We start from the raw sequence: 26,633 nt of genomic DNA on the forward strand, positions 1-26,633 counted from the left end.
CGCCTTCCGGGACCTCCCGGGGAAGGAGGCCCTGGACCACCTCCAGGGCCTCCTCGCCGCTTTGGTGGAGCGCAGGGCATAATGGGGCCATGCAGGGGGTGCGCTTCCGGGTCATCATCGCCAACGACCCCGACATCCTCCAAGAGCGCCTGAACCGCTTCGTGGAGGGCCTTCCCGAGGACGTGGTCCTCGTGGACGTGAAGTTCGCCGTGGCCGAAGGCCCCTCTCCCCTCTTCGCCGTCCTGGTGCAGTACAAGGAAGTGGAGGCGTGGAAGGAGTAGAGGCCTTCCTCTTTTTCCTCGCCCTCCGGGGCGAGGCCAAGCGGGAGGAGGTGCGGGCCCGCTTTCCCCGGCTCGCCCCCCTCCTCAAGGCCCTGGGAGAGGCGGTGGAGGTGCAGGGCGAAACCTTTAGGCTCGCCAAGCCCCTCCGCCTCTCCTGGTTCGCCCCCCTCTTCCGGGCCCGGTACTCCCCCCTCCTCCCCGAGGAGGAGCGGGCCCTCGCCTTGGAGCGGCTCGTGGAGGCCGCCTTCCGCTCGGCGGAGGCGGGAGAGCCTTTGGTGGACGGGGAGGGGCTCCTCAAGGCGGCCCGCCTCTTCCAGGCAGGAAGCCGGGCCCTTTTGCAGGGAAACCCTCGGGAGGCGCTTCACCGCTACGGGGAGGCCCTGGGCCTCCTGGAGAAGGAAGGCCTCCCCTTCCCCGCCGCCGCCCTCGCCCTCTTGGCCCTGGCCCAGGAAGGCTTCCGCCCCGGGGGCAAGGGGAAGGCCACGGCGCGGAAGGCCCTCAGGCGGGCCCAGACCCCCTTCGTCCAGGAGGTGGCGGAGAGAATCCTCTCCCCCGCCACAGACCCCGAGGCCCCGGGCCCGTAGAATGGGAGGGATGTCGGGGCTTCGGCGGGTCTACCTGGCCCGGCCCCGGGGCTTCTGCGCCGGGGTGGTGATGGCCATTGAGGCGGTGGAGCGGTGGGCGGAGGCCCTGAAGGAAAAGGGAGAGCTCGTGGTCTACCACGAAATCGTCCACAACCGGGTGGTGGTGGAGCGCCTCCAGGCCAAGGGGGTCCACTTCGTGGAGGACCTCGCCGAGGTGGAGCGCCTAAGGCGGGAAAGGCGCCTCGCGGACACCGTGGTCTTCTCCGCCCACGGCCACCCGCCCGCCGTCCGCAGGCAGGCGGCGAAGATGGGCCTCACCATCCTGGACGCCACCTGCCCCCTGGTGACCAAGGTCCACACCGAGGCCAAGCGCTACGCCCAGGAAGGCTACTGGATCCTCCTCATCGGAGACTCCGCCGACCACCAGGAGATCAAGGGCACCTACGGGGAGGCCCCGGAGAGGACCATCCTGGTGGCGGTGCACACCCACGTGGGCAAGGACCCCCGCCTGGCCGACCCCCGCACCGTGGAGGTGCCGGACCCCGAGCGGGTGGTGGTCCTCACCCAGACCACCTTGAGCGTGGACGACACCCTGGCCACCATCGCCATCCTCAAAAAGCGCTTCCCCAAGCTGGTGGTCCCCTCCCGCAAGGACCTCTGCTACGCCACCCAGAACCGCCAGGAGGCGGTGAAGCGGATCGCCCCCAAGGTGGACGCCTTTTTGGTCCTCACGAGCCCCCACTCCTCCAACGGGATGCGCCTTTTGGAGCTGGCCCAAAGCCTGGTGGGCCGGGCCTACCGGCTGGAGCGCCCGGAGGAGCTTAGGCCCGAGTGGCTGGAGGGGGTGGAAAGCCTGGGGATCACCTCCGCCGCCAGCACCCCCGAGGACCTAGTGCAGGGGGTGGTGGACCGCCTCAAGGCCCAAAACCCGGGGCTGGAGGTGGTGGAAGAAGGGGCGTGGGAGACGATCGCCTTCCGCGAGCCCAAGCCCCTCTCCCCCGAGGAGGTCCTGAAGGGTGCTTGACCTGAGGCTTTCCGTGGCCCCCATGGTGGACCGCACCGACCGGCACTTCCGCTTTCTGGTGCGGCAGGTGAGCCAAGGGGTCAGGCTCTACACGGAAATGACCGTGGACCAGGCGGTGCTGAGGGGAAACCGGGAGCGCCTCCTCGCCTTCCGCCCTGAGGAGCACCCCATCGCCCTCCAGCTTGCGGGTTCCGACCCAAAGAGCCTGGCGGAGGCGGCGAGGATCGGCGAGGCTTTCGGCTACGACGAGATCAACCTCAACCTGGGCTGCCCCTCGGAGAAAGCCCAGGAAGGCGGGTATGGGGCCTGCCTCCTCTTGGACCTCGTGCGGGTGCAAGAGATCCTGAAGGCCATGGGGGAGGCCGTCCGCGTCCCCGTGACGGTGAAGATGCGCCTGGGCCTCGAGGGGAAGGAGACCTACCGGGGGCTTGCCCAAAGCGTGGAGGCCATGGCGGAGGCGGGGGCCAAGGTCTTCGTGGTCCACGCGAGGAGCGCCCTCCTCGCCCTCTCCACAAAGGCGAACCGCGAGATCCCCCCCTTGCGCCACGACTGGGTCCACCGGCTCAAGGAGGACTTCCCCCAGCTCACCTTCGTCACCAACGGGGGATAAGGAGCCTGGAGGAGGCCCTCTTCCACCTGAAGCGGGTGGACGGGGTGATGCTGGGGCGGGCGGTCTACGAGGACCCCTTCGTCCTGGAGGAGGCGGACCGGAGGGTCTTTGGCCTCCCCCGCCGTCCAAGCCGCCTCGAGGTGGCCCGGAGGATGCGGGCCTACCTGGAGGAGGAGGTCCTAAAGGGCACGCCTCCTTGGACGGTCCTACGGCACATGCTCAACCTCTTCCGGGGAAGGCCCAAGGGAAGGCTCTGGCGGAGGCTTTTGGGCGAGGGCCGCTCCTTAGAGGCCCTGGACCGGGCCCTACGGCTTATGGAGGAAGAGGTAGGCGAGGAGGGCAAGCAGGAGAAGCCAGGCCCAAAGGGGCAGGCGGAAGCGGCGCCTGGGCTTGCCCGTGAGGGGGTCTAAGGAGGGGAGTGGGGCCATCTTCAGGCGGGTCGCCCGCTTCATGTGGGCCACCATCTTGTCCAGGTCCCCCTTCCGCTTGTAGAGGGCGGCCAGGTTCTCGTGGAGGAGGGGGTCCTCGGGGGCGAGCTTGAGGGCCTCTTGGTAGAGGGCCAAGGCCTCCTCCAGCTCCCCCCGCTCCAGGTGGAGGGTCCCGAGGTTGGTGAGGGCCCGGTGGTGCGCGGGGTCCAAGGCGAGGGCCCTTTTGAAGTGCGCCTCCGCCTCCTCCCGCCGCCCCTCCCGCACCGCCTTCACCCCCAGGACCACCTCCTTCTCGGCAGCGAAGAGGGGGTCGTCCAGGGCCTCGGGGTCCTCCTCCAGAAGGGAAAGCCCCCTTAAAAGGCGCTCCCTCTCCCCCTCGGGGAAGCCCTCGGCGTAGGCCCGCGCCCCGGCGTAGTCCTTGCGCCGGAGGAGCCTGAGGAAGTGGAGGAGGGCTTGGGCCTTGGGATCGCCGGAAAGGGCCTCCGCCTCGAGGTCCTTCACGCCCTCCATCCTAGCCCAAGGCCTCCCGGTACACCTCCCGGTAGGCCCGCGCCGGCCCCTCCCAGGAGAAGTCCTTCTCCATGGCCCTAAGGCCCATCTCCTCCACCCCCAGGCGGAAGAGGCGGAGCACGCCGTAAAGAAGTCCCTCGGGGTGGTAGGTCTCAAAAAGGACCCCGGTCCTCCCGTCCTCCACGGTGTCCTTGAGCCCCCCCACCGCCCGGGCCACGGGAGGGGTGCCGTAGCGGCTCGCGATCATCTGCACCAGGCCGCAGGGCTCAAAGCGGCTCGGGACCAAGACCGCCTCCGCTCCGGCGTAGGCCAGGCGGGCCATGGCCTCGTCGTAGGCGGGGAGGAAGCGTATCCCTTCGGGGTTTTCCTCCTCCGCCCGGAGGAACGCCTCCTGAAGCCCCTCGTCCCCCACGCCTTGGACGTAGAGGCGAAAGCCCATCTCCAGGAGGCGGGGGAGGGCTTTTAGGACGAGGTCCAGACCCTTTTGGTAATCCAGGCGGCCCACGTAGGCGAGGACGGGAGGCCTAAGCCCCGTCCTCTCCCGGAAGGCCTCCTTGGCCCGGGCCTTCCCCGAGGGGTCCTCCCGGGTGTAGGGGGCGGGGAGGTAGGGGTCTTTGCCGGGGTCAAAGACCTCGGTGTCCAGGCCGTTCAGGATGCCCACAAGCTTCCCGGCGTGCCTCCGCAAGACCCCGTCCAGGCCCATGCCGAACTCGGGGTCTTTATCTCCTCGGCGTAGGAGGGGCTCACCGTGGTGACCCGGCGGGCGAAGACGATCCCCCCCTTCATCAGGTTCACCCGGCCGTAGAACTCCAGGGCCTCCATGTGAAAGAGCGTCCAGGGAAGCCCGGTCCAGTGGAAGAAGGGGGCCGGGTCCACGAGGCCTTGGTGGGCCAGGTTGTGGATGGTGTAGACCGTGGGGGCGTAGAGGGCGAGGAGGGCCGCCGTCCAGTCGTGGGCGTGGACCAGGTCGTACCCTCTCGCCACCTCCTTGGCCGCCAGGGCGAAGCGGAGGTAGCGCTCGGCGTCGTCGGGGTAGCCGTAGATCCGCTCCCGCCCAAACCCCTCTACCCCGAGGAGGAGAAACCGCACCCCGCCCTCCACCCGCTCCCCCAAGGGGGCCCTCTCCTCCCGCCCGAAGAAGGCGAAGGCCACTTCCCCCACCCGCCTGGCCTCTAGCCCCCCGTGCCAGGGGAGGAGGACATGGGCCTCCACCCCCAAAGGCCTCAGGGCCTTGGGAAGGGCCCCCACCACGTCGGCAAGCCCCCCCACCTTGGCCAGGGGGTAGGCCTCGGGGGCCACGTGGAGCACGCGCATAACGCCCATGCTACCCTTTCCAGACCCCCTGGGGAAGGGGCAGGGCCCCCTCGAGGCCCCCGAGGTAGAGGTAGGCCCAGGCCTCCAGGGGGCCTTCCCCCGTTTCCACCCGCACCCTCACCCGCCGGTACTCCTCCCCCTCGTCCTCCAGCTCGTCCAGAAGGGGCAAGGCCTCGGGCGCGAGGAAAAGCACCTCCCCAAAGACCCGCCCCTCCCCCGGCACCATACCCGGGTAGGCGTAGGGGCGGTGGGGGCTCTGGGGCAAGTGGTAGAGGCGAAACCCCTCCACGAAGCCGGGAAGGACCCGGTGGAGGTAGGGGCGCACCAGGGGGTGGTTCCGCTCCCCCCGCTTCAGGGTCCCGTAGACGAAGACGGCCTCCATCCAAGCGCCCCACCCCGGCGAGGTTCTCAATCCCCGAGGAAGCGGTACCCCAGGCCCACCACCGTCTCAATGAAGCGGGGGGCCTCGGGGTCGTCCCCAAGCTTCTTGCGGAGGAGGCGCACGTAGGCGTCCACCACCCGCTCCGAGCCCTCAAAGTCTGGGCCCCAGACCCGCTCCAGGAGCTCTCCCCGGGTGAAGACCCGGCCCGGGGCCTGGGCGAAGACCAAAAGGAGGTTCATCTCCGTGGGGGAAAGCCGGAGGGGCTCCCCTTCCAGGTAGGCCCGCCGTCCCTCCAGGTCCACCTCCAAGGGCCCGAAGCGCCTCCGCCCCTCCTTCCCCGCCCGGCGCAGGAGGGCCTTGATGCGGGCGAGGAGCTCCCTCAGGGAAAAGGGCTTCCCCAGGTAGTCGTCCGCCCCCTCCAGAAGCCCCTCCACCCGGCTCTCCTCGTCGGCCCGCCCCGTGAGGAGGAGAACGGGCAAAAGGGGGTCTTGCTCCCTCAGAACCTTGAGCACCTCGAGCCCCTCGAGGTCGGGGAGGCCCCGGTCCAGGACCACCACGTCCGCCCCCTCCTCCCCTACCCGCTTTAGGGCCTCCCGTCCGAGGCGGACCCAGGCCACGGCGAACCCCTCCCGTTCCAGGAAGCGGCGCACCAGCGCCCCTACCTGGGGGTCGTCCTCCACCAGCAAAATGCGCGCCATACCGCCTCCTACCGCCCCAGGACCACCACGACCCCAGGATACTCCCCCTCGGGCAGGCCCAGAAGCCGGGCCACCCCCTCATCGTGGAAGGTCGCCGCCGGGTAGGCGGCCAGCCCCTGGCCCACGGCGGCGAGGAGGACGAGGCCTGCGGCGTAGCCCGCCTCCAGGAGGGCGTAGCGGTACCCCCGGAGGCCGAAGAGGGCCTCGCTCCGCTCGGGCAGAAGGGTGAGGACGAGGAGGACGGCCGCCCGGTCCAGGGCCACCCCCATCAGGGCCTCGGCCCAGGCGGCCTCCGCCACTTGGGCGGCGATCTGGAAGAGCTGGTGCTCCCGGGGGAAGTAATGGTAGACCCCGGGGAAGACCCCCTCCACCCGGCGCACCACCAGGTAGGCCTCGAGGGGGTAGGCCTCCCCCGCCGAGGGGAAGCCCCGGCGCCCCTCCCGCTCCGCCAGGGGGTAGAGGACCTGGGAGAGGTCCTTCAAGGTGAGGGAGGCCCCCACCTCGGGGAGGAGGGGCCTGAGGTGGGCCATGGCCCGGAAGAGGGGGGGTCCCCCGTCCTGGCGGAAGGGGGGCAGGGCCTGGGTCTCCAGGGGGTTGGCGTAGACCTTGGCCTTGGGCCTCCGCTTGAGGGGCAGGGCGTCCCCGGGGAAAAGGCGGCTTAGGCGGTAAAAGAGCTTACCGGGATGCTTCTCCATGGCTAAAAGCGGTAGCCCTTGGGCACCACCACCACGCCCTCAGGGGTGACGGTGAAACCCCGGGCCCGGTCCAGCTCCAGGTCGTAGCCGATCTCGGTATGGGGAGGGATCTTCACGTTCTTGTCGATGATGGCGTTTTTGATGCGGCAGTAGCGGCCCACCTCCACGTCGTCAAAGAGGACGGAGTGCTCTACCAAGCTATAGGAGTTCACCCGCACCCGGCGGAAAAGGACCGACTCCCGCACCGTTCCCCCGCTCACGATGACCCCGCCGGCGAGGAGGCTATTCAGGGCGCGCCCCACCCGGTCCCCGGTCTCATGGACGAACTTGGCCGGGGGGCTGAAGAGGTTGGCGGTGCGGAGGGGCCACTCCGGGTTGAAGAGGTCAAACTCGGGGACCACCTTCACCAGGTCCATGCTGGCCTCGTAATACGCGTCCAGGGTCCCCACGTCCCGCCAGTAGAGGTTCGGCCCCTCCTGGCCGGGGATGGGGTTGCGGTGGAAGTCGTAGGCGTAGACCCTATACCCCTCCCTAAGGGCCCGGGGGATGACGTCCTTGCCGAAGTCGTGGGCGCTGGTCTCGTCCCTGGCGTCCGCCTCCAAAAGCTCAAAGAGGGCCTCGGTGCGGAAGATGTAGTTGCCCATGGAGGCCAAAGCCATATCGGGCCGACCGGGGATGGGCTTGGGGCTTTGGGGCTTCTCCTGAAACTCGGTGATGCGCCACTCCTCGTCCACCTGCAACACGCCGAAGCGGGTGGCCTCGGCCACGGGGACGGGGTAGGCGGCGATGGTGATGTCGGCCCGGGTGTCGTAGTGGTACTCCACCATGTGGCGGATGTTCATCTTGAAGATGTGGTCCCCGCCGAAGACGGCCACCGCTCGGGGCTCGTGGTTGTGCACCAGGTGGAGGTTCTGGTAGATGGCGTCGGCCGTGCCCCGGTACCAGACGGGCCCGAGCTCCTCGTAGCGGTACATCTGGGCGGGCACGAGGAGGATGAAGTGGTCCTCCAAAAAGGCCCCGAAGCGCCAGTAACGCTGGATGTGCTCGGTGAGGGACTGGGCCTTGTACTGGGTGAGGACGTAGATGGCGTAGATGCCGGAGTTCACGAAGTTGTTGAGGACGAAGTCAATGATGCGGTACTTGGCCCCGAAGGGCACGGCGGGCTTGGCCCGCTTGGCCGTGAGGGGGTAAAGCCGGCTACCCTGGCCTCCGGCAAGAATCATTCCTAGCACTTCCACCTTGACCATCCTTCTCCCCCCTTTACGGCCAGTCTACCCGAAGCCCTCAAGGCGGGACCGGTATAGTGTTCCCCATGCGGGTCGCCTCCGTGCGCTGGTTCACCCCGCCCACCCGTCCCCGGCCCGCCCCCCTCTTCTTCGGGCAGGAGCGGGCGCTAAGGGCCCTCGAGGCCGCCTTCCTCCACCGGGGGCACGGCTACCTGGTGGGGCCGAGCGGCCTCGGCAAGCGCGCCCGGCTCCTCGCCTTCCTCGAGGGCCGGGCCTTCCCCAAGGAAGAGCTCGTCTACCTTCCCCTGGGGGAGGAAGCCTTCCCCCTCCTCCTCCCCGAGGGGGAGGGCAGGGCCTTGGTGGAAGGAGTGGAGGCCCTCTTCGCCGAGTTCACCCCCGGCCTTTTCCGGGAAAAGGGCTTTCTCTACGCGAAGAACCTGGTGGAGTCCCGCCACGAGAGGGAGGCGGAGGCCCTGCTCCAGGCCCTCGCCCAAGAGGCCAAGGCCCACGGCTTCGCCCTCGCGGAGGAGGAAGGGGGGTTCACCCTCACGGGCCAAGGCCCCCTCCCCCCGGAGCTTTCCGCCAAGCTGGAGGAGACCGTTTTGGCCTACGTGGAGGTGCGGCAGCGGGCCCAGGCCGAGGTGGCGGCCCTGCGCCGTAGCTTCGCCGAGCGCCTCCTCCAGCCCAAGGTGGAAGGCCTAAAGGCGCGCTTCCCCGAGGCCGCCCGGTACCTGGACTGGCTCCTGGAGTCCCTCCTCCGGGCCGCGGCCCTGGAGGAGGAGGTGGAGGGCGAGGCCCTTCTCCCCCGCCTTCTCGTGGAAGGGGGGACGCGGGTGGTCTACGAGCCGAACCCCACCCCGGAAAGGCTTTTCGGCCACCTGGAGTACGAGGTCCGGGAGGGGGTCCTCACCACCCACCTGGGCCTCCTGCGGCCCGGCGCCCTGATGCGGGCCGCAGGGGGGGTTTTGGTCCTCGAGGCCCACCGGGTGCTGGAGCTTGGGAGCTACCCCCTGCTCAAGCGGAGCCTGGCCACGGGGGAAATAGAGCCCCTCGCCCCTAGGCCCGAGGTGCGGGGCCCCAGGCTCCAACCCGCCCCCCTCAAGGCCCAGGTCTTCCTGGTGGGCCCGCCGGAGGTCATCGCCCTTTTAGAGGAGGACGAGGAGTTCTTGGAGCTCTTCCCCTTCCGGGTGGAGTTCAACCCCGAGATGCCCTACACCGAGGCCCACGTGGCCCACCTGGGAGGCTTTCTGGAGGCCCAGGGGGTGCGCCTCCTCCCGGAGGGGCTCGCCGCCCTCGCCGACGAGGCCCGGCGCATGGCCGGGCACCGGGAAAGGCTGGACGCCCGCATCTACCGCCTCCTGGACCTGGCCCGGGAGGCCGCCCGCTACCAGAACCCCGTGGGCCGGGAAGGGGTGGAGCAAGCCCTCAAGGCCCGGGAGGACCGCTTCGCCCTGGAGCAGGAGCTTTTCCTCAAGGACGTGGAGGAAGGGGTGGTGGCCCTGGAGGTGACGGGGGAGCGGGTGGGGGAGGTGAACGGCCTCGTGGTCCTCGAGGGTCCCGCCCCCACGGGCCGCCCCGTGCGCATCACCGCCCAGGCGGGGCCCGGCCGGGAGGGGATCCTCTCCATTGACCGGGAGGTGGGCCTCGGGGGGCAGGTCTTCCACAAGGCCGTCCTCACCCTGGCGGGGTACCTCCGGGGCACCTACGCGCAGCTTGGGGCCCTCTCCGCCACGGTGAGCCTGGTCTTTGAGCAAAGCTACGGGAGCCTCGAGGGGGATTCGGCGGGCCTCGCCGAGCTTCTTGCGGTGCTCTCCGCCATCTCCGGCCTTCCCTTGCGGCAGGACCTGGCGGTGACCGGGGCCATTGACCAAACGGGAAGGGTCCTCGCGGTGGGCCGGGTGACGGAGAAGGTGGAGGGCTTTTTCCGCGTCTGCCAAACCTTGGGCCTCACGGGCACCCAAGGGGTGGTCCTCCCCAAGGCCAACCTCCCCCACCTCACCCTGAGGCGGGAGGTGGTGGAGGCGGTGGAGGAGGGCGTCTTCCACCTCTACGCCGTGGAGGAGGTGGACGAGGCGGTGGAACTCCTCTTCGGGCGCAGGGCCTACTGGGTGCACGAGAAGGTGCGGGAGGCCCTGGAGCACTTCCAGAAGCTGGAGAACGGGGACGGGGAGAAAGGCTAAGTACCCCACCGCGGCTTTCGCCGCGATGGGGGCCCCAAAAGGAAGCTTTCCAAGCTTTTTTGCGGGCAACCCGTGTTGCGGAATCAACGCGCAGCCACTTAGCGCCCGGGCTCCAAAAGAAGCGCCCTCCCCTCCCCCGCGAAGCGCATGGGGAGGTACTCGCCGCGCCGCCAAAAGGAGAGGAGGTCGGCGTAGTGGCGGGAGAGGAAGTGGCCCGACTGGCCCATAGGGTGGACGAAGAGGGAGCCCTCCATGTCCGAAAGGTCCACGATCTGGCGGTAGCTCGGCCCGTGGCCCATGGCGAGGGTCTCGGGGTCAAAAGGCCCCACGTTCACCGTGTACCGGTCCCCGCCGAAGGCCACCTCCCGGTCGGAGAGGCGTTTTAGGGGGGTGTGGGTGAGGACGGCGTGGACAAAGCGCGCCCGGTGCACCTCCCCCCAGGCCCTGGCCCCTAGGGCCTCCTTCCGGTCCAGGGCCCGTTCCAAGGCGAGGGCGGCATAGTCCAGGCAGGACTCCCGGTACTCGGTCTCCGGCTGGTCGCAGTTCTTGTCCCCCTCCTTCAGGGCCTTAAGGAGGTAGCGGGGCTCGTCCCAGTAGGCCTCCCCCACCTCCTCCTGGGGAAGCCGGGTGAGCTCGGTGTACCAGAGGGCGAAGACCAAGGCCTCCTCGAAGGCCTTGTCCATGGTGCCGTCCCAGGAAAGAAGGCGCTCCTTCCAGGCCTGGCCCCTTTCGGAAAGGGGGATGAGGAGCTCCAAAACCGGGCGGAAGTCCCGGTAGAGGAGGCTCTTCTGGTCCTGCTGGATGGCCTTCATGTCATCCAGGGAAAGCTTCTCCTTGGCGAGGAGGAGCTCCTCTATGCGCTCCGCCCGGTAGGGCTCGGCCCAGTCGTAGGTGAGGGCGTAGGGAAAGCCCTTAGGGGTCACCTTGTGGTTGGCGGTGACGAGGTAGCCCCTGGCGGGGTTGAAGGCCTGGGGCCACTCCTCGGGCCTCCGGTAGCCCAGCCAGTCCCACTCCCCGTTTCCCGGCACCGGCACCATCCCCGTGTGCCCCTCCTTGCGGACGGGAAACTTCCCCGGGGCGATGTAGCCGATGTTGCCCTCCACGTCGGCGTAGACGAAGTTCTGGCTCGGGGCGGAGTAGGGCAAAAGGGCCTTTTTAAACTCCTCCCAGTTCCCCGCCAGGTTCACCCCCAGGAAGGCCATGAGGATGTGGTCCTCTTCGTCCAGGCTCACCCAGCGGAGGGCCATGGGGGTCTTGGGGGGGTCCTCTAGGGCGTCGGTGATGACGGGCCCGTAGACCGTCTCCCGCACTTTCAGCACCTCTTCCCTTCCCCCCTTGACCCGGATCACCTCCTCCCGCACCCCGTAGGGGACGACCCGGCCCTTGTAGCGGTAGCCCCTTCCTTCCACCTCCTCCAGGAGGTAGAGGTCCTCCACGTCCGCCCCCACGTTCGTCACCCCCCAGGCGATGCGGTCGTTCCGCCCGATGACGACGCCGGGCAGGCCGGGCAAGGTGGCCCCGATGGCCCTAAGCCCTGGGGCCTCAAGGGCCATGAGGAACCAGAGGCTCGGGGCCTGGAGGGCGAGGTGGGGGTCGTTGGCGAGGAAGGGCTTGCCCGTTTCGGTGCGGCTTCCCGAGACCACCCAGTTGTTGCTGGCCTCCATGAAGCGGGGCGGGGCCATCCGGAGGAGGGCGCTTGGGACCTCTTCCCGCTTGAGGGGAAGCTTAAGGTCCTCAGCGGAAAGGATGGTGGGGGCGTCCTCGGGGTAAGGGGGCATGAGCTCAAGGAGCCGCTTTGGGCTTACCCCCCGGGCGAGGAGGCGGTGGCGTTTTAGCTCCTCCTCCCAGTTCCCCGAGAGGTCGTAACTCATCATCTTGGCCCAGACCAGGACGTCGGGGCCCGTCCAGGGCTCGGGGCGGAAGCCGAGGAGCCTGAACTCGGGCGGCAGGGGGGCTCCAGAGGCCAAGAAGGCGTTTACCCCGGCAGCGTAGGCGTCCACCGCCTCCTTCTCCTCGGGGTAGAGCCTCCCGTAGGCCGCCTGGGCCGCCCGGTAGAAGCCCCAGGTGCGGAGGAACCGGTCCTGGGGAAGCGTGGCCTCCCCCAGGATCTCGCTCAAGCGCCCCTGGCCCACCCGGCGCTGGAACTCCATCTGCCAAAGCCGCTCCTGGGCGTGGACGAAGCCCTGGGCGAAGAAGAGGTCCTTAAGCGTCGCCGCCCGGATGCGCACCACCCCCTTGCCGTCCCGGACCACCTCCACCGGGGCGGAAAGCCCCTCCAGGGCGATGCGGCCTTCCCCTTGGGGCAGGGAGGCCCTGAGGTAGAGGTACCCCGAGAAGCCGAGGAGAAGGGCAAGGAAAAGGAAAAGGCCCAAAAGCCAGGCCAGCCCCCGCAAGAAGCGCTTCATGGTTGGGAAGAAGCATACCATACCTCCCATGGACCTCCTGCGCGCTTCCTTAAGCGGGGTTTTCCTCGGACTCCTCTTCCACCGCCTGGGCCTTCCGGGCGGGGCCGTGGTGGGGGCCATGCTGGGCACGGGCCTCGCCCAGCTCCTCACCTCCCCCGCCCCCACCCCAAGGGGCCTGGACCTCGCCGTGCAGCTCGCCGCTGGGGTTTTGGTGGGGCTTTCCTTCCGGAAGGAGCTCCTCTCCCCCAAGCTCCTCCCCTACGCCCTCCTCGCCGCCCTCGCCTTCCTCGCCCTCGCCCTCCTCCTCGCCTTCCTCCTCGCCAGGCCCCTGGACCAGCCCCCCAAAGCCCTCCTCTTCGCCCTGGCCCCCGGGGGATCACGGGCATGGGGCCCCTGAGCCAGGCCGAGGGGGGAAGCCCCGCCCTGGTGGGGGTCTTCCACACGGTGCGCGTCCTCGCCCTCTTCCTCCTCGTCCCCCTCCTCGCCCGGCTTCTCAGGTAGAGTGAAGGCATGCGGCTGGAGTTCCTGGAAAACGGCCCCATCCGGGTGGAGGGCAAGCGCTTCGTGGTGCGCGTGGGGGAGAAGGAGGAGGTTTTGGAGCGGCCCCGGGTCTTCCTCTGCCGCTGCGGGGGCTCGGGGAACAAGCCCTTCTGCGACGGCGCCCACAAGCGGATCGGCTTCCAGGCCCCGGGCGGGGTCTTGGAGGTGGAAAGCGACTGACCCGCTGGTCAATCCCGGCCACAAGGGGTAGACTGCGGGGGCTATGGGCGAGATGCGCTACCGCAAGCTCGGCAAGTGGGGCCTGAAGGTCTCGGAGATCTCCCTGGGGGCCTGGGTCACCTTCGGGGACGTGGTGAAGGACAAGGAGACCGTCCGGGAGATCGTTAGAATCGCCTACGAAGGGGGCGTGAACTTCTTTGACAACGCCGACGTCTACGCCAAAGGCCTCGCCGAGGAGATCATGGGGGAGATCCTCCAGGAGTTCCCCCGGCACACCCTGGTCCTCTCCACCAAGGCCTACTGGCCCATGTCCGAGGACCCGAACGACCGGGGCCTAAGCCGCAAGCACCTTTTGGAGAGCATCACGAAAAGCCTCAAGCGGCTCAAGACCGACTACGTGGACATCTTCTTCGCCCACCGTTTTGACCCCGAGGTCCCCATGGAGGAGATCGTCTACGCCATGCACACCATCGTGGAGAAGGGGTACGCCCTCTACTGGGGCACCTCGGAGTGGCCTGCCGCAAGGATCGCCGAGGCCGTGACCTTCGCCAAGGAAAACGGCCTCCACCCGCCCGTGGTGGAGCAGCCCCAGTACTCCATGCTCTACCGGGAGCGGGTGGAAAACGAGATCCTCCCCGAGGCGGAGCGCTTCGGGATGGGCCTTGTGGTCTGGAGCCCCCTGGCCCAGGGGATGCTCACCGGCAAGTACGACGAGGGCATCCCGGAGGGAAGCCGCTTCGCCCGCTACGACCAGTTCAGGGAGCGCTACCTCACCGAGGAGAACCGGAGGAAGGTGCTCAAGCTCAAGGCGGTGGCGGACGAGCTCGGCCTCACCCGCACCCAGCTCGCCCTGGCCTGGGTGCTGAGGCTTCCCGGGATCAGTAGCGCCATCACCGGGGCCACCCGCCCCGAGCAGATCCGGGAGAGCCTGGGGGCCGCCGGGGTGGACCTGCCCCAGGAGGCCCTGGAGAAGATTGAGGCCATCCTGAAGGGCGAGGCCTAGGGCACGGGGGCCAGGCCACCACCCTCTCCCTCCTCAGCCTCTTCCACTTCCTCCCCCTCCTCCTCTCCCCCCTGGCGGGGGCCTTGGTGGACCGCTACCCCAGAAAGTGGGCCATGCTGGCGGCCGACCTCGGCGGGGGGGTGGCCACCGGCTTCCTCCTTTTGCTCTACCTCCTGGGGCGCCTCGAGGTCTTCCACCTCTACCTGGTCTCCGCCCTCACGGGGGCCCTCTCCAGCCTCCACTGGCCCGCCCTCTCCGCCGCCCTCTCCGCCATGCTGGAGAAGAAGGGCTACGCCCGGGCGAGCGGCATGATGAGCCTGGCGGAGTCCCTGGCCGGGGTGGGGGCCCCCGTCCTGGCGGCTGCCCTTCTCAAGCCCTTGGGCCTCGGGGGCGTCTTCGCCCTGGACCTCCTGGGGGCGGGCGCCGCGGTCCTCACCCTCCTCCTGGTGCCCATCCCGGGCCTTCCGCCCCGGACCGGCCCCAGGACCTCCCTCAGGGAAGAAGCCCTCTACGGTTTCCGCTTCATCCTGGAAAGGCCGCTCCTTCTCGGCCTTCAGCTCATGTTTTTCGGCATCAACTTTCTCAGAGACTGTCGTAAAAGTCCGCTATACTTGAAGGGTGGCTTCTACACGGAGATCTTACCCCAGCGACCTGTCGGACGCGGAGTGGGCCATCCTGGAGCCGTTGATCCCCGCCCCCAAGCCCGGTGGCCGACCCGCAAAGGTGCCGCTGCTTCCCCGTTAGGGGAACACCTTGAGGAGGGAGATCGTCAGCGCCATACTTTACGTCCTGGAAAACGGCATCAAGTGGCGGGCCATGCCTCACGACTTGCCCCACTGGTCCACGGTCTACCACTACTTCCGCAAGTGGCAGAAGGAAGGGGTTTGGGAGAAGGTAGCTCAGGTTCTGGCCCGTCGTGACCGGGAGCGGGGAGGACGGTATGCCTCCCGAGTGCCCTGGTTATGGACAGCCAGTCGGTGGTCACGGGCATAGCCCGTATCTTGCAGACGAGTGAAAAGGGGGGCCCCGGGGACACGACGGGGCGAAGAAGGTCAAAGGGAGGAAGCGGCAGATCCTGACGGACACGGGGGGCCGTCTTTTGAAGGCCTTTGTCCACCCGGCCAATGAGCACGACAAGTGGGGTGGGCAGGCGTTGCTTTTGGGGATGGACCTCTCCTTGTGGCCCCGGGTACGCAAGCTCTTTGTGGACTGGGGCTACCGGGGTTTGCGGGAGGTGGCTAGGGGGCTGGGACTGGAGCTGGAGGTGGTGGCCCGTCCTTACGCGGGGGTGCGGGGGGTCTGGGTGCGGGAGGGGGAAGAGGTGCCGGAGATCCCGCGGGAGGGTGGGTTCAAGCCCCTGCCCAAGCGGTGGGTGGTGGAGCGGACCTTTGCCTGGATGGGGCGAAACCGACGGCTGGGGAAAGATTACGAGTACCACCCTGAGGTAACGGAAGCCTGGATGTATTTAGGCATGATACGCTTGCTGGTGAAGCGGCTGGCCAGGGCCGCATAAGCTGGAGGAGGGGACTTTTACAACAGTTTCTCAGCACCCTGGCCGTCACCGTCCTGCCCGCCATGGTGCTGGCCAAGACGGGGATGTCGGAGGCGGCCCTGGCCCTGGTACGCTCCGTCGCAGGGCTCGGCGGGGTGGTGGGGCGGCTTCTCCTTTCGGTGTGGGGCGGCCCCAAGAAGCGAGTCCACGGAGTCTTCCTGGGCATGGCCTTCTCCAGCCTGGCCTTGGCCTTGATGGGGGTGGCCGAAGGCCCAGGGGCCTGGGCAACCCTGGCCTTCCTAGAAAGCCTCTTTATCCCGATCATCAACGGGTCCAACCAGGCCATCTGGCAGGCCAAGGTGCCGCCTTCCGTCCAGGGGAAGGTCTTCGCCGCGAGGCGCATGATCGCCTGGTATCAACCCCTTGGGGATGGCCTTGGCTGGCCCCCTGGCGGACGGGGTCTTCGCTCCCCAGTACGGGCAAGGGGAGGGCATCGCCCTCATGCTCCTCCTCTTCGGGAGCCTGGGGGTGCTTTGGGGGCTTTCCGGCTACCTCCTCCCTAAGGTGCGGGAAGCGGAACGCCTCCTCCCCGACGCCAAGGAAAACCAGGCAGCCGCGCCGTGATCGGGCACAGACGCAAGGCCAAGGGACATCCTTCCAATGTGGCTTCCTTCTCTCCCAAGGAAGGAGGGGGTCTGTAGGCTTCCCCTATGGGCGAGCCTCTCCTCGCCCCCGTCCTCCGCCTCCTGGAGGAGGGGCGGGAACGGGAAGCCCTGGCCCTCCTCCAAACCCCCCAAGAAGGCCTCCCGGAGGCCGAGCGCCTGGCCCTCCTGGGCTTTCTTGAGGGGCGGAAGGGGGACCTTCGGGCCTACCGCACCCTGGCCCTGGAGGCCGCCCGAAGGGCCCAGACCCCCTTCACCCTCTACCACCTGGGCCTGGCCCTACCCCCAAAGGCGGGGGCCCTGGCCCTGGAGGAGGCCCTCCGCCGCTTCCGGGGGGACGCCAAGGGGGAGGCTCGGCTCCACCTGGCCCTGGCCGTGGCCCTGGAGCGCCTGGGCCGGCCCGAGGCCCTGGCCCACGCCGCCCTCGCCCGCCTCAAGGACCCCTCCCCCTGGACCATCCTCCACCACCTGCGCCTGGAGCTCTTCTTCGGCACCACCCCCCTCCCTTCGGTCCTGGAGGAGGCGGAGCCCTTTTTGCCCCACCCCTTCCCCGGGGTGCGCCTCCTCGCGGGGCACACCCTGGCCCTGGCCCACCTCCTCCGGGGAAACCGGGGGAGGGCGGGGAACCTCCTCCGGGGCCTCCTCCCCCTCCTGGCGCCGCCAAGCCTCGCGAGCTTCCTCGTCCTTGGCGCCCTGGCCCTGGACCCCCCGGAGGTCCGGCTTCTCCTAGAGGGGGCCCAGGTCTTCCTCCCCCGGGAGGGCTGGCCCTGGGGGTTTTACCTCCTCGCCCGGGGGCTTGGGGAGGGGGATGAGGCCTGCCTTCTCGCCGCCCACGGCCTTTTGCGGGAAGATGGGGCCCTCTACGCCCTCCTGGCCGAGGCCCGCCTGAAGGCGCTCGGGATGGAGGTGGAGGCCTCCCTGGCCCCGGAGCTTGCCCCCGCTCTCCGCCCGGAGGCCCGGGTCCTCCTTTTGGGAGAGGCCGGAACCCCTCTCCTTCGCCTCCTTGGGGAAGGCCCCCTTCCCTCCCTGGGCCCCAGGGGCACCGAGGCCTTGGCCCTCCTCCTCGCCCACAAGGAGGGCCTCTCCGGAGAGGCCCTGGCGGAGGCGCTTTACGGGGAGCCCAACCTAGGGGCTCTGAAGGCCCTCCTCCACCGCCTGCGGGGAAAAGGCCTCCGGGTCTCCTGCGCTCCTTACCGCCTGGCAACCCCTCCCCCTCGGACCTTTCGGCCTTCCTAAAGGCCCTCTCCCAGGGGGATCTGGAAGGGGCCCTAGCCCTCTACCGGGGCCCCCTCCTCCCCTGGAGCCAGGCCCCAGGGGTGGAGGAACTCCGCCTGGAGCTGGAGGAGGCCCTGAGGCAAGCGGTGCTCGCCAGCGGGAGGCTAGACCTCCTCCTCACCCTGGCGGAGCGCCTGGGGGAGGACCTGGAGCTTTGGGAGGCCCTCCTGGAGAGGCTTCCCCCCGAAGACCCCCGCCTTCCCATCGCCCAGGCCCGGGTGGCGAGGCTCCGCCGGGAGTACGGGGTGTGAGGCCGGGGGAAAGCAGTTGGGGTCCCAGCAGGCCAGATGGGGCTCGGAAGGCCGGAAGAGGAGCCAGGCCAGGAGGAGGAGAAGAACCTTGCCCCTCATGCCCCCAGGGTGCCACGAGGAGGGTTACGTGGGGGGCCAGAGGTTACGCGAGGTTACGCGGGAGGCCAGCTGTGGAACCCTTTCCACGTAACCCCGCGTAACCTCCCCCCTGCTACCTTGGGGGTAACCCGGAAGGGGGTGGAAGAAATGCACGAGAGGGGTTTACAACTTCCAAAGGTCGTAGGCCAGCAGCATGATTTCCTGATGGTTGCCATTGACCGACATTCCGCACCCCTCTCCCTTGGCCTTAGGATTTTGGGATGGAAACCACACCCAACCTACAGGTGTACGACCTGGGCCACCTGGGCCTGGTGGCCAGCATCCTGGATCAGATAGGACTGGTACAGACCGTAGACCGGTTCGTGGGCCCAAGGCCGGGCGAAAAGGTCTCCACTGGCATGGCCCTCAAGGCCGCCATACTGAACGCCCTGGGCTTCGTCACCTCTCCCCTCTACCTCTTCGGCCACTTCTTCCAGGGCAAGCCCACCGAGCTGCTCCTGGGGCCCGGCATCACCCCCGAACTTTTGAACGACGACCGCATGGGCCGGATGCTGGACAGCCTGTACGCGGCCGGGGTCACCGAGCTGTTCGTGGAGGTGGCTAAATCTGCCCGCAGAGCCTTTCCCTTTCCCGTGCGGGCTCTTCACGTGGACTCCACCAGCTTTCACGTCCACGGGGCGTACAGGAGCGGGGAAGAGGGCCAGACCGATACGGGGGACGAGCCCCTGGTCATCCGCCTCACCCACGGCTACAGCCGGGACCACCGCCCAGACCTCAAGCAGTGGGTGATGAACCTGATCTGCGCCGATACCGGGGGATTCCCCTGCTCTTCGCTCCTGGGGATGGGAACCAGTCGGATCAGGAGGCCTTGGTTTCCCTGCTGGCGCGCTACCGCCAGAGCCTGGAACTGGGGGAGGTGGTGGTGCTGGACGGGGCCAGCTACAGCCAGGAGAACCTGGGGGCCCTGCGGGGGTTCTCCTGGGTCATGCGGGTGCCGGCCACCCTAAAGGAGGCCAAGGTCCTGCTACGCAAGGAGTTACCCCAGGAGGCCTGGAGGCCTCTGCTGCCCGGCTACCGGGGGCTGGAGGTGGAGAGCGAGTACGGGGGTGTGCGGCAGCGCTGGCTGTTGGTGGAGAGCCAGGAGCGGGCCAGGATGGAGGAAGCGAGCCTCCAGCAGCGGATAGCGCGGGCCGAAGGGGAGGCGCGGAAGGTCCTGGGCCGGCTGACGGCTCGGACCTTCGCCTGTGAGGCGGACGCCCGGCGGGCCCTGAGCGAGGCCAGCGGCCGACTTCCTTTGCACCGGCTGGTCTACCTGGGAGTGCAGGAGGAACGCCAATGGGAGCGGGTGGGCCGGCCGCGCAAGGGGGAGCGACCCTTGGCGGTGGTCTACCGCCTGCGGGCCCGCCTGGAGGTGGATCAGGAGAAGCTGGAGCGGGCGAGGCGGGGCCTGGGGCGATTCCTCCTGGCCACGAACGTGCTGGACCGGGAGGGGCTTCCCCCTCAGGAGGTGCTGAGGCGGTACAAGGACCAGGCCCGGACGGTGGAGCGGGGGTTCCGGTTTCTGAAGGACCCCCTGTTCTTTGCGGAGAGCACCTTCTTGAAGCGGCCCGAGCGGGTGATGGCCCTGGGGATGGTGATGGCCCTGGCCCTTCTGGTGTACGCCCTGGGGGAGTGGGCGCTGAGGCGGAGGCTTTGGGAGACGGGGTCCAGCCTGCCGGACCAGAAGGGGAGACCCACAGCCAAGCCCACCTTGCGCTGGGTGTTTCAACTCTTTATGTGGGTCCGACTGGTGGAGCTGGGGGGCAGGTGGCTGGTTCTCAACCTGGCGCCCCATCACGAGACCGCGGTGCGCCTCCTGGGGGCCGGGCGATATTACCTGCTGGAGTGAAGGGGGTGCGGAATGTGGGATTGATACAGGCAATTTTATATTGGCTTACGAGGAGGACCTCGAAGAAGGATTAGGCTCGGAATACGAAAGGCTTTGGGTCGAAGACGTGCCCCTTGTCCTTGCCAGCGACGCTAGCGTTGTCCTACGCAGAGAGCGGTTCGGGGGAATACTCTACGGCTTTAAGAGGGGCATTTTTCTCAATCAGGAAGCCTTCGACCTTGTTAGATCCTTTGTAGTTGCTACTAGGCCATCGCTGGCCCTCAAGCAAGTTCTCAAAGAAGGAGGCTTAAGTGAAATTACCAAGGGATTTGTAGAGGCAGCGGGGCATTTAATCCTTTACTTGATTGCCGAGGGATACCTTCGCCCTTCTCAAGAAGGGCTGGAATCTAAAGCTTTGTTCCTAGACGATCAACACTTCTCCGATGACCGGTACTATAGGCCTCTATCCATGGAAATCGAGCTCACGAATAGGTGCTATAGGCGTTGTGCATACTGTGCATACGAATCCGGCCCTGAACCCAAAATACCTCTTCGGGAAGAGCTGACTTTCGATGAGTGGGGATATATCTTGGATTCCATAAGAAAGGAAGGGGTCTTCTACCTTGAATTCACAGGAGGTGATCCACTGAGTAGGCCAGATGGATTGGAGATCATCCGCCTAGCGGACGAGCTAGGGTTTAGCGTTCAAGTTAACACCGACTTGTCCGTGTTGCGAGATAGCGACTTAGATAAGATTGCGTCCACAAAAAATCTGAACTTCGTGGGTACCACTTTAGACGGATCTAGTCCGGATAGCCACGATTTGCTTCGGGGTAAGGGGGGATTTAAGACTACCTTGCGGCAGATAAGTCTCATTGCCAAAGCCGGTATCCCTCTGGCTGTCTTCACGGTAGTTCACAAGAAGAACTACACTGAGATTAGAAAGATAGGTGAAATCGCAACACAAAACAACGCTATGTATGGGATTGCGCCCATGTATCCCGCAGGGCGCGGGGCAAGCTTGAATCATCTCGTTCTTAGCCAGGAAGAGTGGGACTTCGCTGTAGGGGAATACATGGACATGGTTAGATTAGGTGCGATTAAGCCCCACCAAAGGCTGTGGTATAAGCTTTCTAGAGAACTTAGATCGGAAAACCCGGCCCGCGATCAGATATGGCTTACCTCTAGGGGTAATCGTGCTCTTCGCGTAGATCCGAGGGGTAATGTCTACGTTTCTGCCAAATTGCGTGAGTGGCGGCCCAGGTATTCGTTCTTCGGCAACCTTCTAACGAGCACTTTAGCCGACATTTGGGAGAATTCGCCTCTACTGCAAGAGCTACGGAAAATACCTGTTCAACCGAACTTCTTTGATGCCGTGGACATTCGGACTATCCCCAATTACACCAGCGAAATCCCTCTAGCTGATGGCTCAGCGTCCCAGCATGGCTAAGGATTTAACTCCGCCCTCGGGTACCTTCTCCTTCTTCCTCCTCGCCTTCCTTCTAACCCTGACCGGCCAGGGCCTGGTGGTGGCGGGCCTATGGCGGTTCCTGGAAGCGGGAGCCTCGGGGCTACAAACTTCGGTCCTCACCCTGGTTCAAGCCTTAGCGAGCATCCTGACCCCCTTTCTCCTCCAATCCTGGCTTGAGACCAGGCCCCAAATGGTGCTCCGCCTCCTCGCCTTTGGCCTTGGGGTAGCGGCCCTCCTCGCCCTGGGAAGCCCTGGCCTTAGCACCTTTCTTCTCCTTTACGCCGCCTTGCTCGCCCTCTTCCTCTTCCTTACGGCTGCTCTGGCCATCTACGGCGTTTTACTGGGAAGCGCCCTGCCCCGCCTCTTCCCTAAGGAGGCCCTGTCCCAGGCCAACGCCCGCTGGGAAATGGCCAATACCTTGGGCCTGGTCCTGGCCCCCCTCATAGGGGGCTTTGCCGTGGACCGCCTGGGGCCCTACGCCCTTCCCCTCTTCGCCCTTCCTCTGGGGGTGGCCCTGGTCCTCCTCCTGGGCCTGAAGGCCCCTCCTCCCCTAGGCCCTTCCGAAGGGAGGCGGAAGGCCTTTGGGGGTGTACCCTTGGGTGTTCTCCTCCCCGTTGCTCTACCTGCCCTTCTCCCTGCCCTGGCCCTCACGGGGGGCGGGGTCCTCACCGCTCTTCTCTTCCACGACCTCAAGCGGCCCGAGGGGCTAGGTATCGCCTGGGCGGGCTTTAGCCTGGGGGGCTTCCTTGTGGCCCAGGCCCTTACCCGCGTCTCCCTCCCCCCGGTCCTTGGCCTCCTCGGGGGGCTTGGCCTCCTGGGCCTGGGCAACCTGGGGAACGGCCTCCTCCCTTACCCCCACCTCCTCCTCGGGTCTTTGGTCTCGGGGGCGGGGGTTTCCGTGGCCCGGATCGCCTTCCGGACCTTCCTCCAGCGGCTTGCCCCCCCGGAGACCCTGGTGGGCCTCTTTGCCTACGTCAACGTCCTCACCCAGACGGCCCGGGTCCTGGGCTCCCCCTTGGGCGGGGGGCTTGGGGACCTCCTGGGGCCCAGGGGGGCCTTCGTGGCCTTTGGGAGCGTTTTCCTCCTGGCCTCCCTTCTCTTTCCCCCTCTCCTCCGCCTCTCCCAAAGGGTTCTCTCCCCTCGTGGTGACGCCGAGGGGCGTGGGTGAGGCCCTCCTGGGCTCCACGGGCGGTATTCCCCTGCTGCTACTCTGGGGCTAACCCGTAAGGGGGTGAAGGAGATGCTCAAGGAAGTGCAGGAGGTCAAGGTCGGCGGCCGGACGCGGCGGGTCCACGTGAGGCCCTTCGGCTGGAACCTGCACGCGCCCACCCACATGGAGTGGACCCCGGACGGCAGGCTCCTGGTGGTGGAGCGCACCACGGGCAAGGTGAAGGACGTCACCAAGGGCGGGGACATGGAGGAGGCCAAGCCCTTCGCCTGGGGGCTCCAGGGGCCCTCCAGCATGTGCCCGTTGCCCGACGGTAGGGTGCTGATTTCCGAATTCTGGGGCAACCGCATACGGGAGATTTCCGCAGGAGGTGAGGCCGAAAAGGCCCCTGTCTTTTTGGATGGTCTAATTCGGCCCTACAGCCTAGCGGCTCTAGGAAAGGCGCACGTAAGAATTTTTGCCGTGGCTTCCAAGGAACCCACGGCCTTTCGTGATGTTGCAGGGGCTGTGTACGAAATTACAACCGGCACTCCAGAAATCCTCATCGATCAGATACCGGCTCACCGTTCCCCTGGCTTAGAAGGTCTAGCCCCCAGATGGTCTTGGGAAAGCGAGGACTGGTCGGCATATGCCAGTGGATGTAGCAAAACCTCTTGGATAGACGATGGAGGAGGTGGTGGAGGCGGAGGAAGGCTTCTAGCTATAGCTACGAGCAGCTTGGGCAGGGTCTTGATCTATCCTGTTAGCGAGGGAAGGCGGGATCTTCTTTCTGCAGCTCTTGATTACACGCTGGCCTTGGATGTTGGCGAAATGGGGGGCATCAGAACGCATCCCCAAAATGGCAAAATTTATGTAACCAAACCCCGAGAAGGAGAAATTCTTGCTCTGGACAAGGAAACCCCAGATAGCTACACTTTCCACCCTCCCGTGGTCAGGGGCTTACCAACACCAACCTGCGTTAGGTTTACGCCAGACCTGGAAGGCCTCCTCGTCTGCTCACCCACCAACGGCGTAATCTGGGAAGTTCGCGGCGCCATTGTGTAGGAGCTTTACGCCCTTTTCCATTCTGCTCGCTGCGGAAGGCATGCGCCTTTTCGCGTCGGGCTTCTTTTACCTCCCTGTGTACCTCTTGGCTGCGGAAAAGGCCAGGACCCCTATAGAAGCCACGCTCCCCAGACCCTCGTCTACACCTTGGGGTTCGCGAGCTTGTGGGTGGGTGCCCTTCTGGATCGCTCGGACCGGAAGCGGGTTCTGGTCCTTTCCACCCTCGGCCAGGCCGCCCTGGCCCTCGCCCTTCTCCCCGCCCCGGGCTTGCCTCTTCCCTATCTCCTCGTTCTCCTTCTGCTCTTTGAGTTCCTGGACCGCTTCCGCGCCTTGGGTGCGGGGCTTTACCTGAGGAGCCTGGTACCGAAGGAAAACTACGAGCCCAGGTTAGGGCAGCTCTCCGCCCTGCACTTCGCCGCCGACAGCCTAGCCGAGCCCCTCGCCGGAACCGCCTACGCCAAAAGCACAGCCCTGCCTCCGCTTCTCGGGGGACCCTTGCTCCTCCTCTCCGGCCTCCTCTACGCCCGCCTACCCCCGGCCCCTCCCCCAAAGCCGAGAGCTCCCTTTCGGCTGGGAGAAGCCTTCGCCGGGCTCCACTTCTTCCTTCGCCACCCCCTGCTCCGACGGGTTTTCCTGATCGCCCGCCTCCATGGTTTGGTCCACGGGCTCCTCTTTGCCCTTCTGCCCCTCTATGTGCTCCGCAGCCTGGAGGCCCCGCCTTGGGTCTACGGCCTCCTCTCGGGGGCCTGGGGCATGGGCTCGGCCGCCGGAGCCCTCCTCTTGGGTAGGCTTCTTTCCGCAGGGCGCGGCTTGCTAGCCACGGTGAGCCTGTTTCTCATGGGTGGGGTCCTGCTGGGCTTGGCGCTTCTCCCCCCGTGGCCCGTGGCGGTAGGCCTGGCCTTCCTCTTCGGCGTAGGGCAGCAGTTTTGGAGTTTGTTGGTCACCGGCCTCACCTACCGGGAGTTGCCCGAGGAACTTGTGGGCCGGGGTATGGGAGGAGTGGCCTTTGTTTCGGGCCTACTCGCCCCCTTAGGCCCCCTCCTGGGCGGGGCCCTGGCAGGGGTGGCCCTCCCCCTCCCCTTCCTCCTGGCCGGGGGGCTCCTCCTCGCCCTCGCCCCCTGGGCGGGAAGGGGGTGGCGGTGAAGGCAGGCTAGGTCTCGCCAGCAAACGCGGCTTTGTGGCGCCGGAATGGGGGCCGTGGTAAAGTGAGAAGGGAATGGTAAAGTCCAGGGTAAGCAGTAAAGGGCAGATCACCCTTCCCAAGGCGATCCGGGAGGCCCTTGGCCTCCGCCCGGGAGAAGAGGTGGTCTTTGAGCTCCGGGAAGGAGGGGCCTTCCTCCGCCCCCGGCGCCGCGTACCCCTGGAGGCCTTGCTCGGGCGCCTGAAGGGCAAGCGGGGGTTCCCCGGGGAAGAGGCGGAGAGGCGGGCGCGGGAGGAGGCGTGGAGGGAAGGGGCTTGAAGCCCTACTATCTGGACACCTCCCTGATGCTCCGCCTCCTGACCGGGGACCCTCCGGAGCTTGCCGCCCAAGCCCTGGAGGTGTTTCGCGGGGCCGAGGAGGGGCGCTACACCCTGGCCGTCCACCCCTTGGCGGTGGCCGAGGCCTTCTACACCCTGGTCTCCTTCTACGGGGTGGGGCGGGCCGAGGCGGCGGGGGCCCTCTTGGACTTACTGGACCGGGAGGGGGTCCTTCTGGAAGACGAGGAGGACCTCCGCCCCGCCCTGGAGGAGGCCGGGAAGGGAGGGCTCAGCCTGGTGGACGCCTTCTTGGCCCAACGCGCCCGCAGGCAAGGGGCCGGGCTCGCCACTTTGGACCGCAAGCTGCGAAGGCGGGCCGGGGTAGAGCTGCTTCCCTAGGATTCGGCCTGTTCCTCGCCAGAAGCTATCCCCCAAGATCCCCGCCGCCCCATCGCCCGGGCCCGGGTGGCGAGGCTCCGCCGGGAGTACGGGGTGTGAGGCCGGGGGGACGCAGTTGGGGTCCCAGCAGGCCAAAGCGGGCCCGGAAGGCCGGGCCAGGAGGAGGAGCCAGGCCAAGAGCCAAAGCCAAAAGACTTTGCCCCTCATGCCCCCAGGGTGCCACGGGGAGGGTTACGCGGAGGGCCTGGGGTTACGCGAGGTTACGCGGGAGGCCAGGCGTGGAACCCCTTCCACGTAACCCCGCGTAATCTTCCCCCTGCTACCCTGGGGCTAACCCGTAAGGGGGTAAAGGAGATGCTCAAAGAAGTGCAGGAGGTCAAGGTCGGCGGCCGGACGCGGCGGGTTTACGTGAGGCCCTTCGCCTGGGGTTTGAAGAATCCCTCCCACATGGAGTGGACCCCAGACGGCAGGCTTTTAGTTTCCGAACACACTGCGGGCACTGTTCGGGACATTACAAAAGGGGGGGACGCTTCGGAGGCTAAACCTTTTTGGATTGACGATGCTGCTGGAAGGGGCTTCTTCTACCTCGCTGTAGGAAGCCTGGGCCAAATCTTCCGCATAAATCCGGATGAATTGCCGGAGAAAATTACCTACTCTGAGTTGGTTGCCCATCCGAATGCGTTGGTAGCCTGGGGGCTTCATCGCCTAGGAGGGATGCGGTTTCATCCCTCATCCGGATTGCTCTTTGCCGTTCAGCCAGAGATGGGAGAAGTCATTGCCGTAGACCCCGCTCAACCTGGCAATTACCACTTCCAGCCTCCCGTTGTGAGAGGGCTAAGGATGCCTACTTGCGTAAGGTTCTCTCAGGACTCGGAGAAAATGTACGTTTGCTCCTCTGCTGACGGGGTGGTCTGGGAAGTAGAGGGTTTCTTGACTTAGCTGAAGATGTTCTTATTAGCCACGATCCTGTTTTTGGCCAGCTGCGCTGGGGGGGCCGTAGGCACCGCGGCCTCCCTCCACCTCGCTCGCTTAGACAACCCCTTCTACCTGGGTCTGCAACACGCCATCGGTTGGGGTGCCTCCGTCTTAGCCCTCTTCACAGGCTACCTTCTAGATCGGACGGACCGCAAAAAAGCCCTCAGCTTCGGGCTTCTCTCTGGCAGTCTCCTGCGCTTTCTTTTAGGAACAAGCCTCGGCCTCATTGGTCCATGGACCTTTCTCGGCCTTTACCTGGTAGACAACATCCTTGAGCTTCTTCTGGAGGTCCGGGTCCTGGTCCCTAGACTCGTGCCGCAGGAACGGGAGAAGGCCCATGGGTGTCTTTACACGGCAAGTCTCCTTGCTGACCTTCTCGGCGCCCCCTTAGGCGCCTTCCTCTTCGTCCAGA

At 66.7% G+C, this 26,633-nt stretch carries 20 protein-coding genes and 8 pseudogenes (1 of these 28 cut by a window edge); 21 read left to right on the forward strand and 7 right to left on the reverse strand.

Translation table 11 applies throughout. From position 1 onward, the window contains the following. From AV541_RS08860 to dusA, 5 genes and pseudogenes are all read left to right on the forward strand, one after another. A pseudogene (locus AV541_RS08860) lies at positions 1-82 on the forward strand (polyprenyl synthetase family protein); it begins 909 nt to the left of the window's first position. Positions 83-89: 7 nt separating this feature from the next. After that, entirely contained in the window at positions 90-281 is a 192-nt protein-coding gene (locus AV541_RS08865) for a hypothetical protein (protein WP_008631191.1), read from the forward strand. Beyond that, the gene (locus AV541_RS08870; RefSeq protein WP_008631190.1) at positions 269-865 is read left to right on the forward strand and encodes a hypothetical protein; all 597 of its coding nucleotides are present in this window, start codon (positions 269-271) and stop codon (positions 863-865) included. Before AV541_RS08865 ends, AV541_RS08870 begins: the two co-directional genes overlap by 13 nt. Before the next feature lies 1 nt (position 866). Further along, positions 867-1,889: a 4-hydroxy-3-methylbut-2-enyl diphosphate reductase gene (gene ispH, locus AV541_RS08875; RefSeq protein WP_038035024.1), complete on the forward strand. Its 1,023-nt coding sequence runs from the start codon at positions 867-869 to the stop codon at positions 1,887-1,889. After that, a pseudogene (gene dusA / locus AV541_RS08880) lies at positions 1,882-2,909 on the forward strand (tRNA dihydrouridine(20/20a) synthase DusA). Before ispH ends, dusA begins: the two are co-directional and overlap by 8 nt. On the opposite strand, the gene AV541_RS08885 reads toward dusA, so the two are convergent. The 6 genes and pseudogenes from AV541_RS08885 to glgC all read right to left on the reverse strand — a co-directional run bounded on the left by AV541_RS08885 (position 2,805) and on the right by glgC (position 7,773). Next, positions 2,805-3,437, reverse strand: coding sequence for a tetratricopeptide repeat protein (locus AV541_RS08885; protein WP_008631187.1), 633 nt, complete (start codon positions 3,435-3,437; stop codon positions 2,805-2,807). The pseudogene dusA and the gene AV541_RS08885 overlap by 105 nt on opposite strands. 1 nt (position 3,438) lies before the next feature. Continuing rightward, positions 3,439-4,760: pseudogene (locus AV541_RS08890) on the reverse strand (glycogen synthase). 1 nt (position 4,761) lies between these two features. Beyond that, the gene (locus tag AV541_RS08895; RefSeq protein ID WP_008631185.1) at positions 4,762-5,133 is read right to left on the reverse strand and encodes a gamma-glutamylcyclotransferase family protein; all 372 of its coding nucleotides are present in this window, start codon (positions 5,131-5,133) and stop codon (positions 4,762-4,764) included. 26 nt (positions 5,134-5,159) lie between these two features. Continuing rightward, on the reverse strand, positions 5,160-5,831 hold the full coding sequence (locus AV541_RS08900; RefSeq protein ID WP_008631184.1) for a response regulator transcription factor: 672 nt from the start codon (positions 5,829-5,831) through the stop codon (positions 5,160-5,162). An 8-nt stretch (positions 5,832-5,839) separates the two neighbouring features. Next, the gene (locus tag AV541_RS08905) at positions 5,840-6,526 is read right to left on the reverse strand and encodes a SagB/ThcOx family dehydrogenase (protein WP_008633992.1); all 687 of its coding nucleotides are present in this window, start codon (positions 6,524-6,526) and stop codon (positions 5,840-5,842) included. Positions 6,527-6,528: 2 nt separating this feature from the next. After that, positions 6,529-7,773 carry a glucose-1-phosphate adenylyltransferase gene (glgC, locus tag AV541_RS08910; protein ID WP_008631183.1) on the reverse strand — a complete coding sequence of 415 codons (1,245 nt, stop codon included), beginning with the start codon at positions 7,771-7,773 and terminating at the stop codon, positions 6,529-6,531. 65 nt (positions 7,774-7,838) lie between these two features. On the opposite strand from glgC, the gene AV541_RS08915 reads away from it, so the two are divergent. Further along, positions 7,839-9,932 carry an AAA family ATPase gene (locus tag AV541_RS08915; RefSeq protein WP_038035676.1) on the forward strand — a complete coding sequence of 698 codons (2,094 nt, stop codon included), beginning with the start codon at positions 7,839-7,841 and terminating at the stop codon, positions 9,930-9,932. 98 nt (positions 9,933-10,030) lie between these two features. Here the strand turns inward: AV541_RS08915 and AV541_RS08920 are convergent, their stop codons facing one another. Next, positions 10,031-12,337, reverse strand: a complete 2,307-nt coding sequence (locus AV541_RS08920) for a penicillin acylase family protein (RefSeq protein ID WP_038035019.1) — start codon at positions 12,335-12,337, stop codon at positions 10,031-10,033. Positions 12,338-12,365: 28 nt separating this feature from the next. On the opposite strand from AV541_RS08920, the pseudogene AV541_RS08925 reads away from it, so the two are divergent. The 15 genes and pseudogenes from AV541_RS08925 to AV541_RS08990 all read left to right on the forward strand — a co-directional run bounded on the left by AV541_RS08925 (position 12,366) and on the right by AV541_RS08990 (position 26,185). After that, positions 12,366-12,838, forward strand: a pseudogene (locus tag AV541_RS08925) (AbrB family transcriptional regulator). Positions 12,839-12,847: 9 nt separating this feature from the next. Further along, the gene (locus AV541_RS08930) at positions 12,848-13,057 is read left to right on the forward strand and encodes a CDGSH iron-sulfur domain-containing protein (RefSeq protein ID WP_008631176.1); all 210 of its coding nucleotides are present in this window, start codon (positions 12,848-12,850) and stop codon (positions 13,055-13,057) included. Positions 13,058-13,100: 43 nt separating this feature from the next. Beyond that, positions 13,101-14,060, forward strand: a complete 960-nt coding sequence (locus AV541_RS08935; RefSeq protein WP_060384726.1) for an aldo/keto reductase family protein — start codon at positions 13,101-13,103, stop codon at positions 14,058-14,060. Positions 14,061-14,146: 86 nt separating this feature from the next. Then, positions 14,147-14,578: pseudogene (locus AV541_RS08940) on the forward strand (MFS transporter); the annotation flags it as partial. A gap of 100 nt (positions 14,579-14,678) precedes the next feature. Beyond that, positions 14,679-15,573: pseudogene (locus AV541_RS11460) on the forward strand (IS5 family transposase). Between the two features lie 408 nt (positions 15,574-15,981). Next, positions 15,982-16,176 (forward strand): hypothetical protein, encoded by a 195-nt coding sequence (locus AV541_RS11205; protein ID WP_008631157.1) that lies wholly within the window; start codon positions 15,982-15,984, stop codon positions 16,174-16,176. An 86-nt stretch (positions 16,177-16,262) separates the two neighbouring features. Continuing rightward, positions 16,263-17,740: pseudogene (locus AV541_RS08955) on the forward strand (hypothetical protein). A 359-nt stretch (positions 17,741-18,099) separates the two neighbouring features. After that, positions 18,100-19,727, forward strand: a pseudogene (locus tag AV541_RS08960) (IS1634 family transposase). Positions 19,728-19,767: 40 nt separating this feature from the next. After that, complete coding sequence (locus AV541_RS11210; protein WP_119361266.1) at positions 19,768-21,156, forward strand: radical SAM protein; 1,389 nt, start codon at positions 19,768-19,770, stop codon at positions 21,154-21,156. Then, entirely contained in the window at positions 21,149-22,345 is a 1,197-nt protein-coding gene (locus tag AV541_RS08965) for an MFS transporter (protein ID WP_003043751.1), read from the forward strand. Before AV541_RS11210 ends, AV541_RS08965 begins: the two co-directional genes overlap by 8 nt. Positions 22,346-22,417: 72 nt before the next feature. Further along, complete coding sequence (locus tag AV541_RS08970) at positions 22,418-23,389, forward strand: NHL repeat-containing protein (RefSeq protein ID WP_008631144.1); 972 nt, start codon at positions 22,418-22,420, stop codon at positions 23,387-23,389. A gap of 168 nt (positions 23,390-23,557) precedes the next feature. Then, on the forward strand, positions 23,558-24,532 hold the full coding sequence (locus AV541_RS11215) for an MFS transporter (protein ID WP_244880666.1): 975 nt from the start codon (positions 23,558-23,560) through the stop codon (positions 24,530-24,532). A 73-nt stretch (positions 24,533-24,605) separates the two neighbouring features. Beyond that, positions 24,606-24,848: an AbrB/MazE/SpoVT family DNA-binding domain-containing protein gene (locus AV541_RS08980; protein WP_008631141.1), complete on the forward strand. Its 243-nt coding sequence runs from the start codon at positions 24,606-24,608 to the stop codon at positions 24,846-24,848. After that, positions 24,845-25,246, forward strand: coding sequence for a PIN domain-containing protein (locus tag AV541_RS08985; protein WP_244880525.1), 402 nt, complete (start codon positions 24,845-24,847; stop codon positions 25,244-25,246). Before AV541_RS08980 ends, AV541_RS08985 begins: the two co-directional genes overlap by 4 nt. Before the next feature lie 354 nt (positions 25,247-25,600). Then, on the forward strand, positions 25,601-26,185 hold the full coding sequence (locus AV541_RS08990; RefSeq protein WP_038035012.1) for an SMP-30/gluconolactonase/LRE family protein: 585 nt from the start codon (positions 25,601-25,603) through the stop codon (positions 26,183-26,185). Positions 26,186-26,633 lie beyond the last annotated feature (448 nt).

This window comes from Thermus parvatiensis, assembly GCF_001535545.1.
In the GTDB taxonomy this organism is placed as follows: domain Bacteria; phylum Deinococcota; class Deinococci; order Deinococcales; family Thermaceae; genus Thermus; species Thermus parvatiensis.

Excerpts from the sequence above, each read along its gene's own strand:
- AV541_RS08865 (WP_008631191.1), top strand. The coding sequence starts at position 90 with ATGCAGGGGGTGCGCTTCCGGGTCATCATCGCCAACGACCCCGACATC.
- ispH (WP_038035024.1), top strand. The coding sequence starts at position 867 with ATGGGAGGGATGTCGGGGCTTCGGCGGGTCTACCTGGCCCGGCCCCGG.
- AV541_RS08885 (WP_008631187.1), bottom strand. The coding sequence starts at position 3,437 with ATGGAGGGCGTGAAGGACCTCGAGGCGGAGGCCCTTTCCGGCGATCCC.
- AV541_RS08895 (WP_008631185.1), bottom strand. The coding sequence starts at position 5,133 with ATGGAGGCCGTCTTCGTCTACGGGACCCTGAAGCGGGGGGAGCGGAAC.
- AV541_RS08900 (WP_008631184.1), bottom strand. The coding sequence starts at position 5,831 with ATGGCGCGCATTTTGCTGGTGGAGGACGACCCCCAGGTAGGGGCGCTG.
- AV541_RS08905 (WP_008633992.1), bottom strand. The coding sequence starts at position 6,526 with ATGGAGAAGCATCCCGGTAAGCTCTTTTACCGCCTAAGCCGCCTTTTC.
- glgC (WP_008631183.1), bottom strand. The coding sequence starts at position 7,773 with ATGGTCAAGGTGGAAGTGCTAGGAATGATTCTTGCCGGAGGCCAGGGT.
- AV541_RS08915 (WP_038035676.1), top strand. The coding sequence starts at position 7,839 with ATGCGGGTCGCCTCCGTGCGCTGGTTCACCCCGCCCACCCGTCCCCGG.
- AV541_RS08920 (WP_038035019.1), bottom strand. The coding sequence starts at position 12,337 with ATGAAGCGCTTCTTGCGGGGGCTGGCCTGGCTTTTGGGCCTTTTCCTT.
- AV541_RS08930 (WP_008631176.1), top strand. The coding sequence starts at position 12,848 with ATGCGGCTGGAGTTCCTGGAAAACGGCCCCATCCGGGTGGAGGGCAAG.
- AV541_RS08935 (WP_060384726.1), top strand. The coding sequence starts at position 13,101 with ATGGGCGAGATGCGCTACCGCAAGCTCGGCAAGTGGGGCCTGAAGGTC.
- AV541_RS11205 (WP_008631157.1), top strand. The coding sequence starts at position 15,982 with ATGGCCTTGGCTGGCCCCCTGGCGGACGGGGTCTTCGCTCCCCAGTAC.
- AV541_RS08965 (WP_003043751.1), top strand. The coding sequence starts at position 21,149 with ATGGCTAAGGATTTAACTCCGCCCTCGGGTACCTTCTCCTTCTTCCTC.
- AV541_RS08970 (WP_008631144.1), top strand. The coding sequence starts at position 22,418 with ATGCTCAAGGAAGTGCAGGAGGTCAAGGTCGGCGGCCGGACGCGGCGG.
- AV541_RS08980 (WP_008631141.1), top strand. The coding sequence starts at position 24,606 with ATGGTAAAGTCCAGGGTAAGCAGTAAAGGGCAGATCACCCTTCCCAAG.
- AV541_RS08990 (WP_038035012.1), top strand. The coding sequence starts at position 25,601 with ATGCTCAAAGAAGTGCAGGAGGTCAAGGTCGGCGGCCGGACGCGGCGG.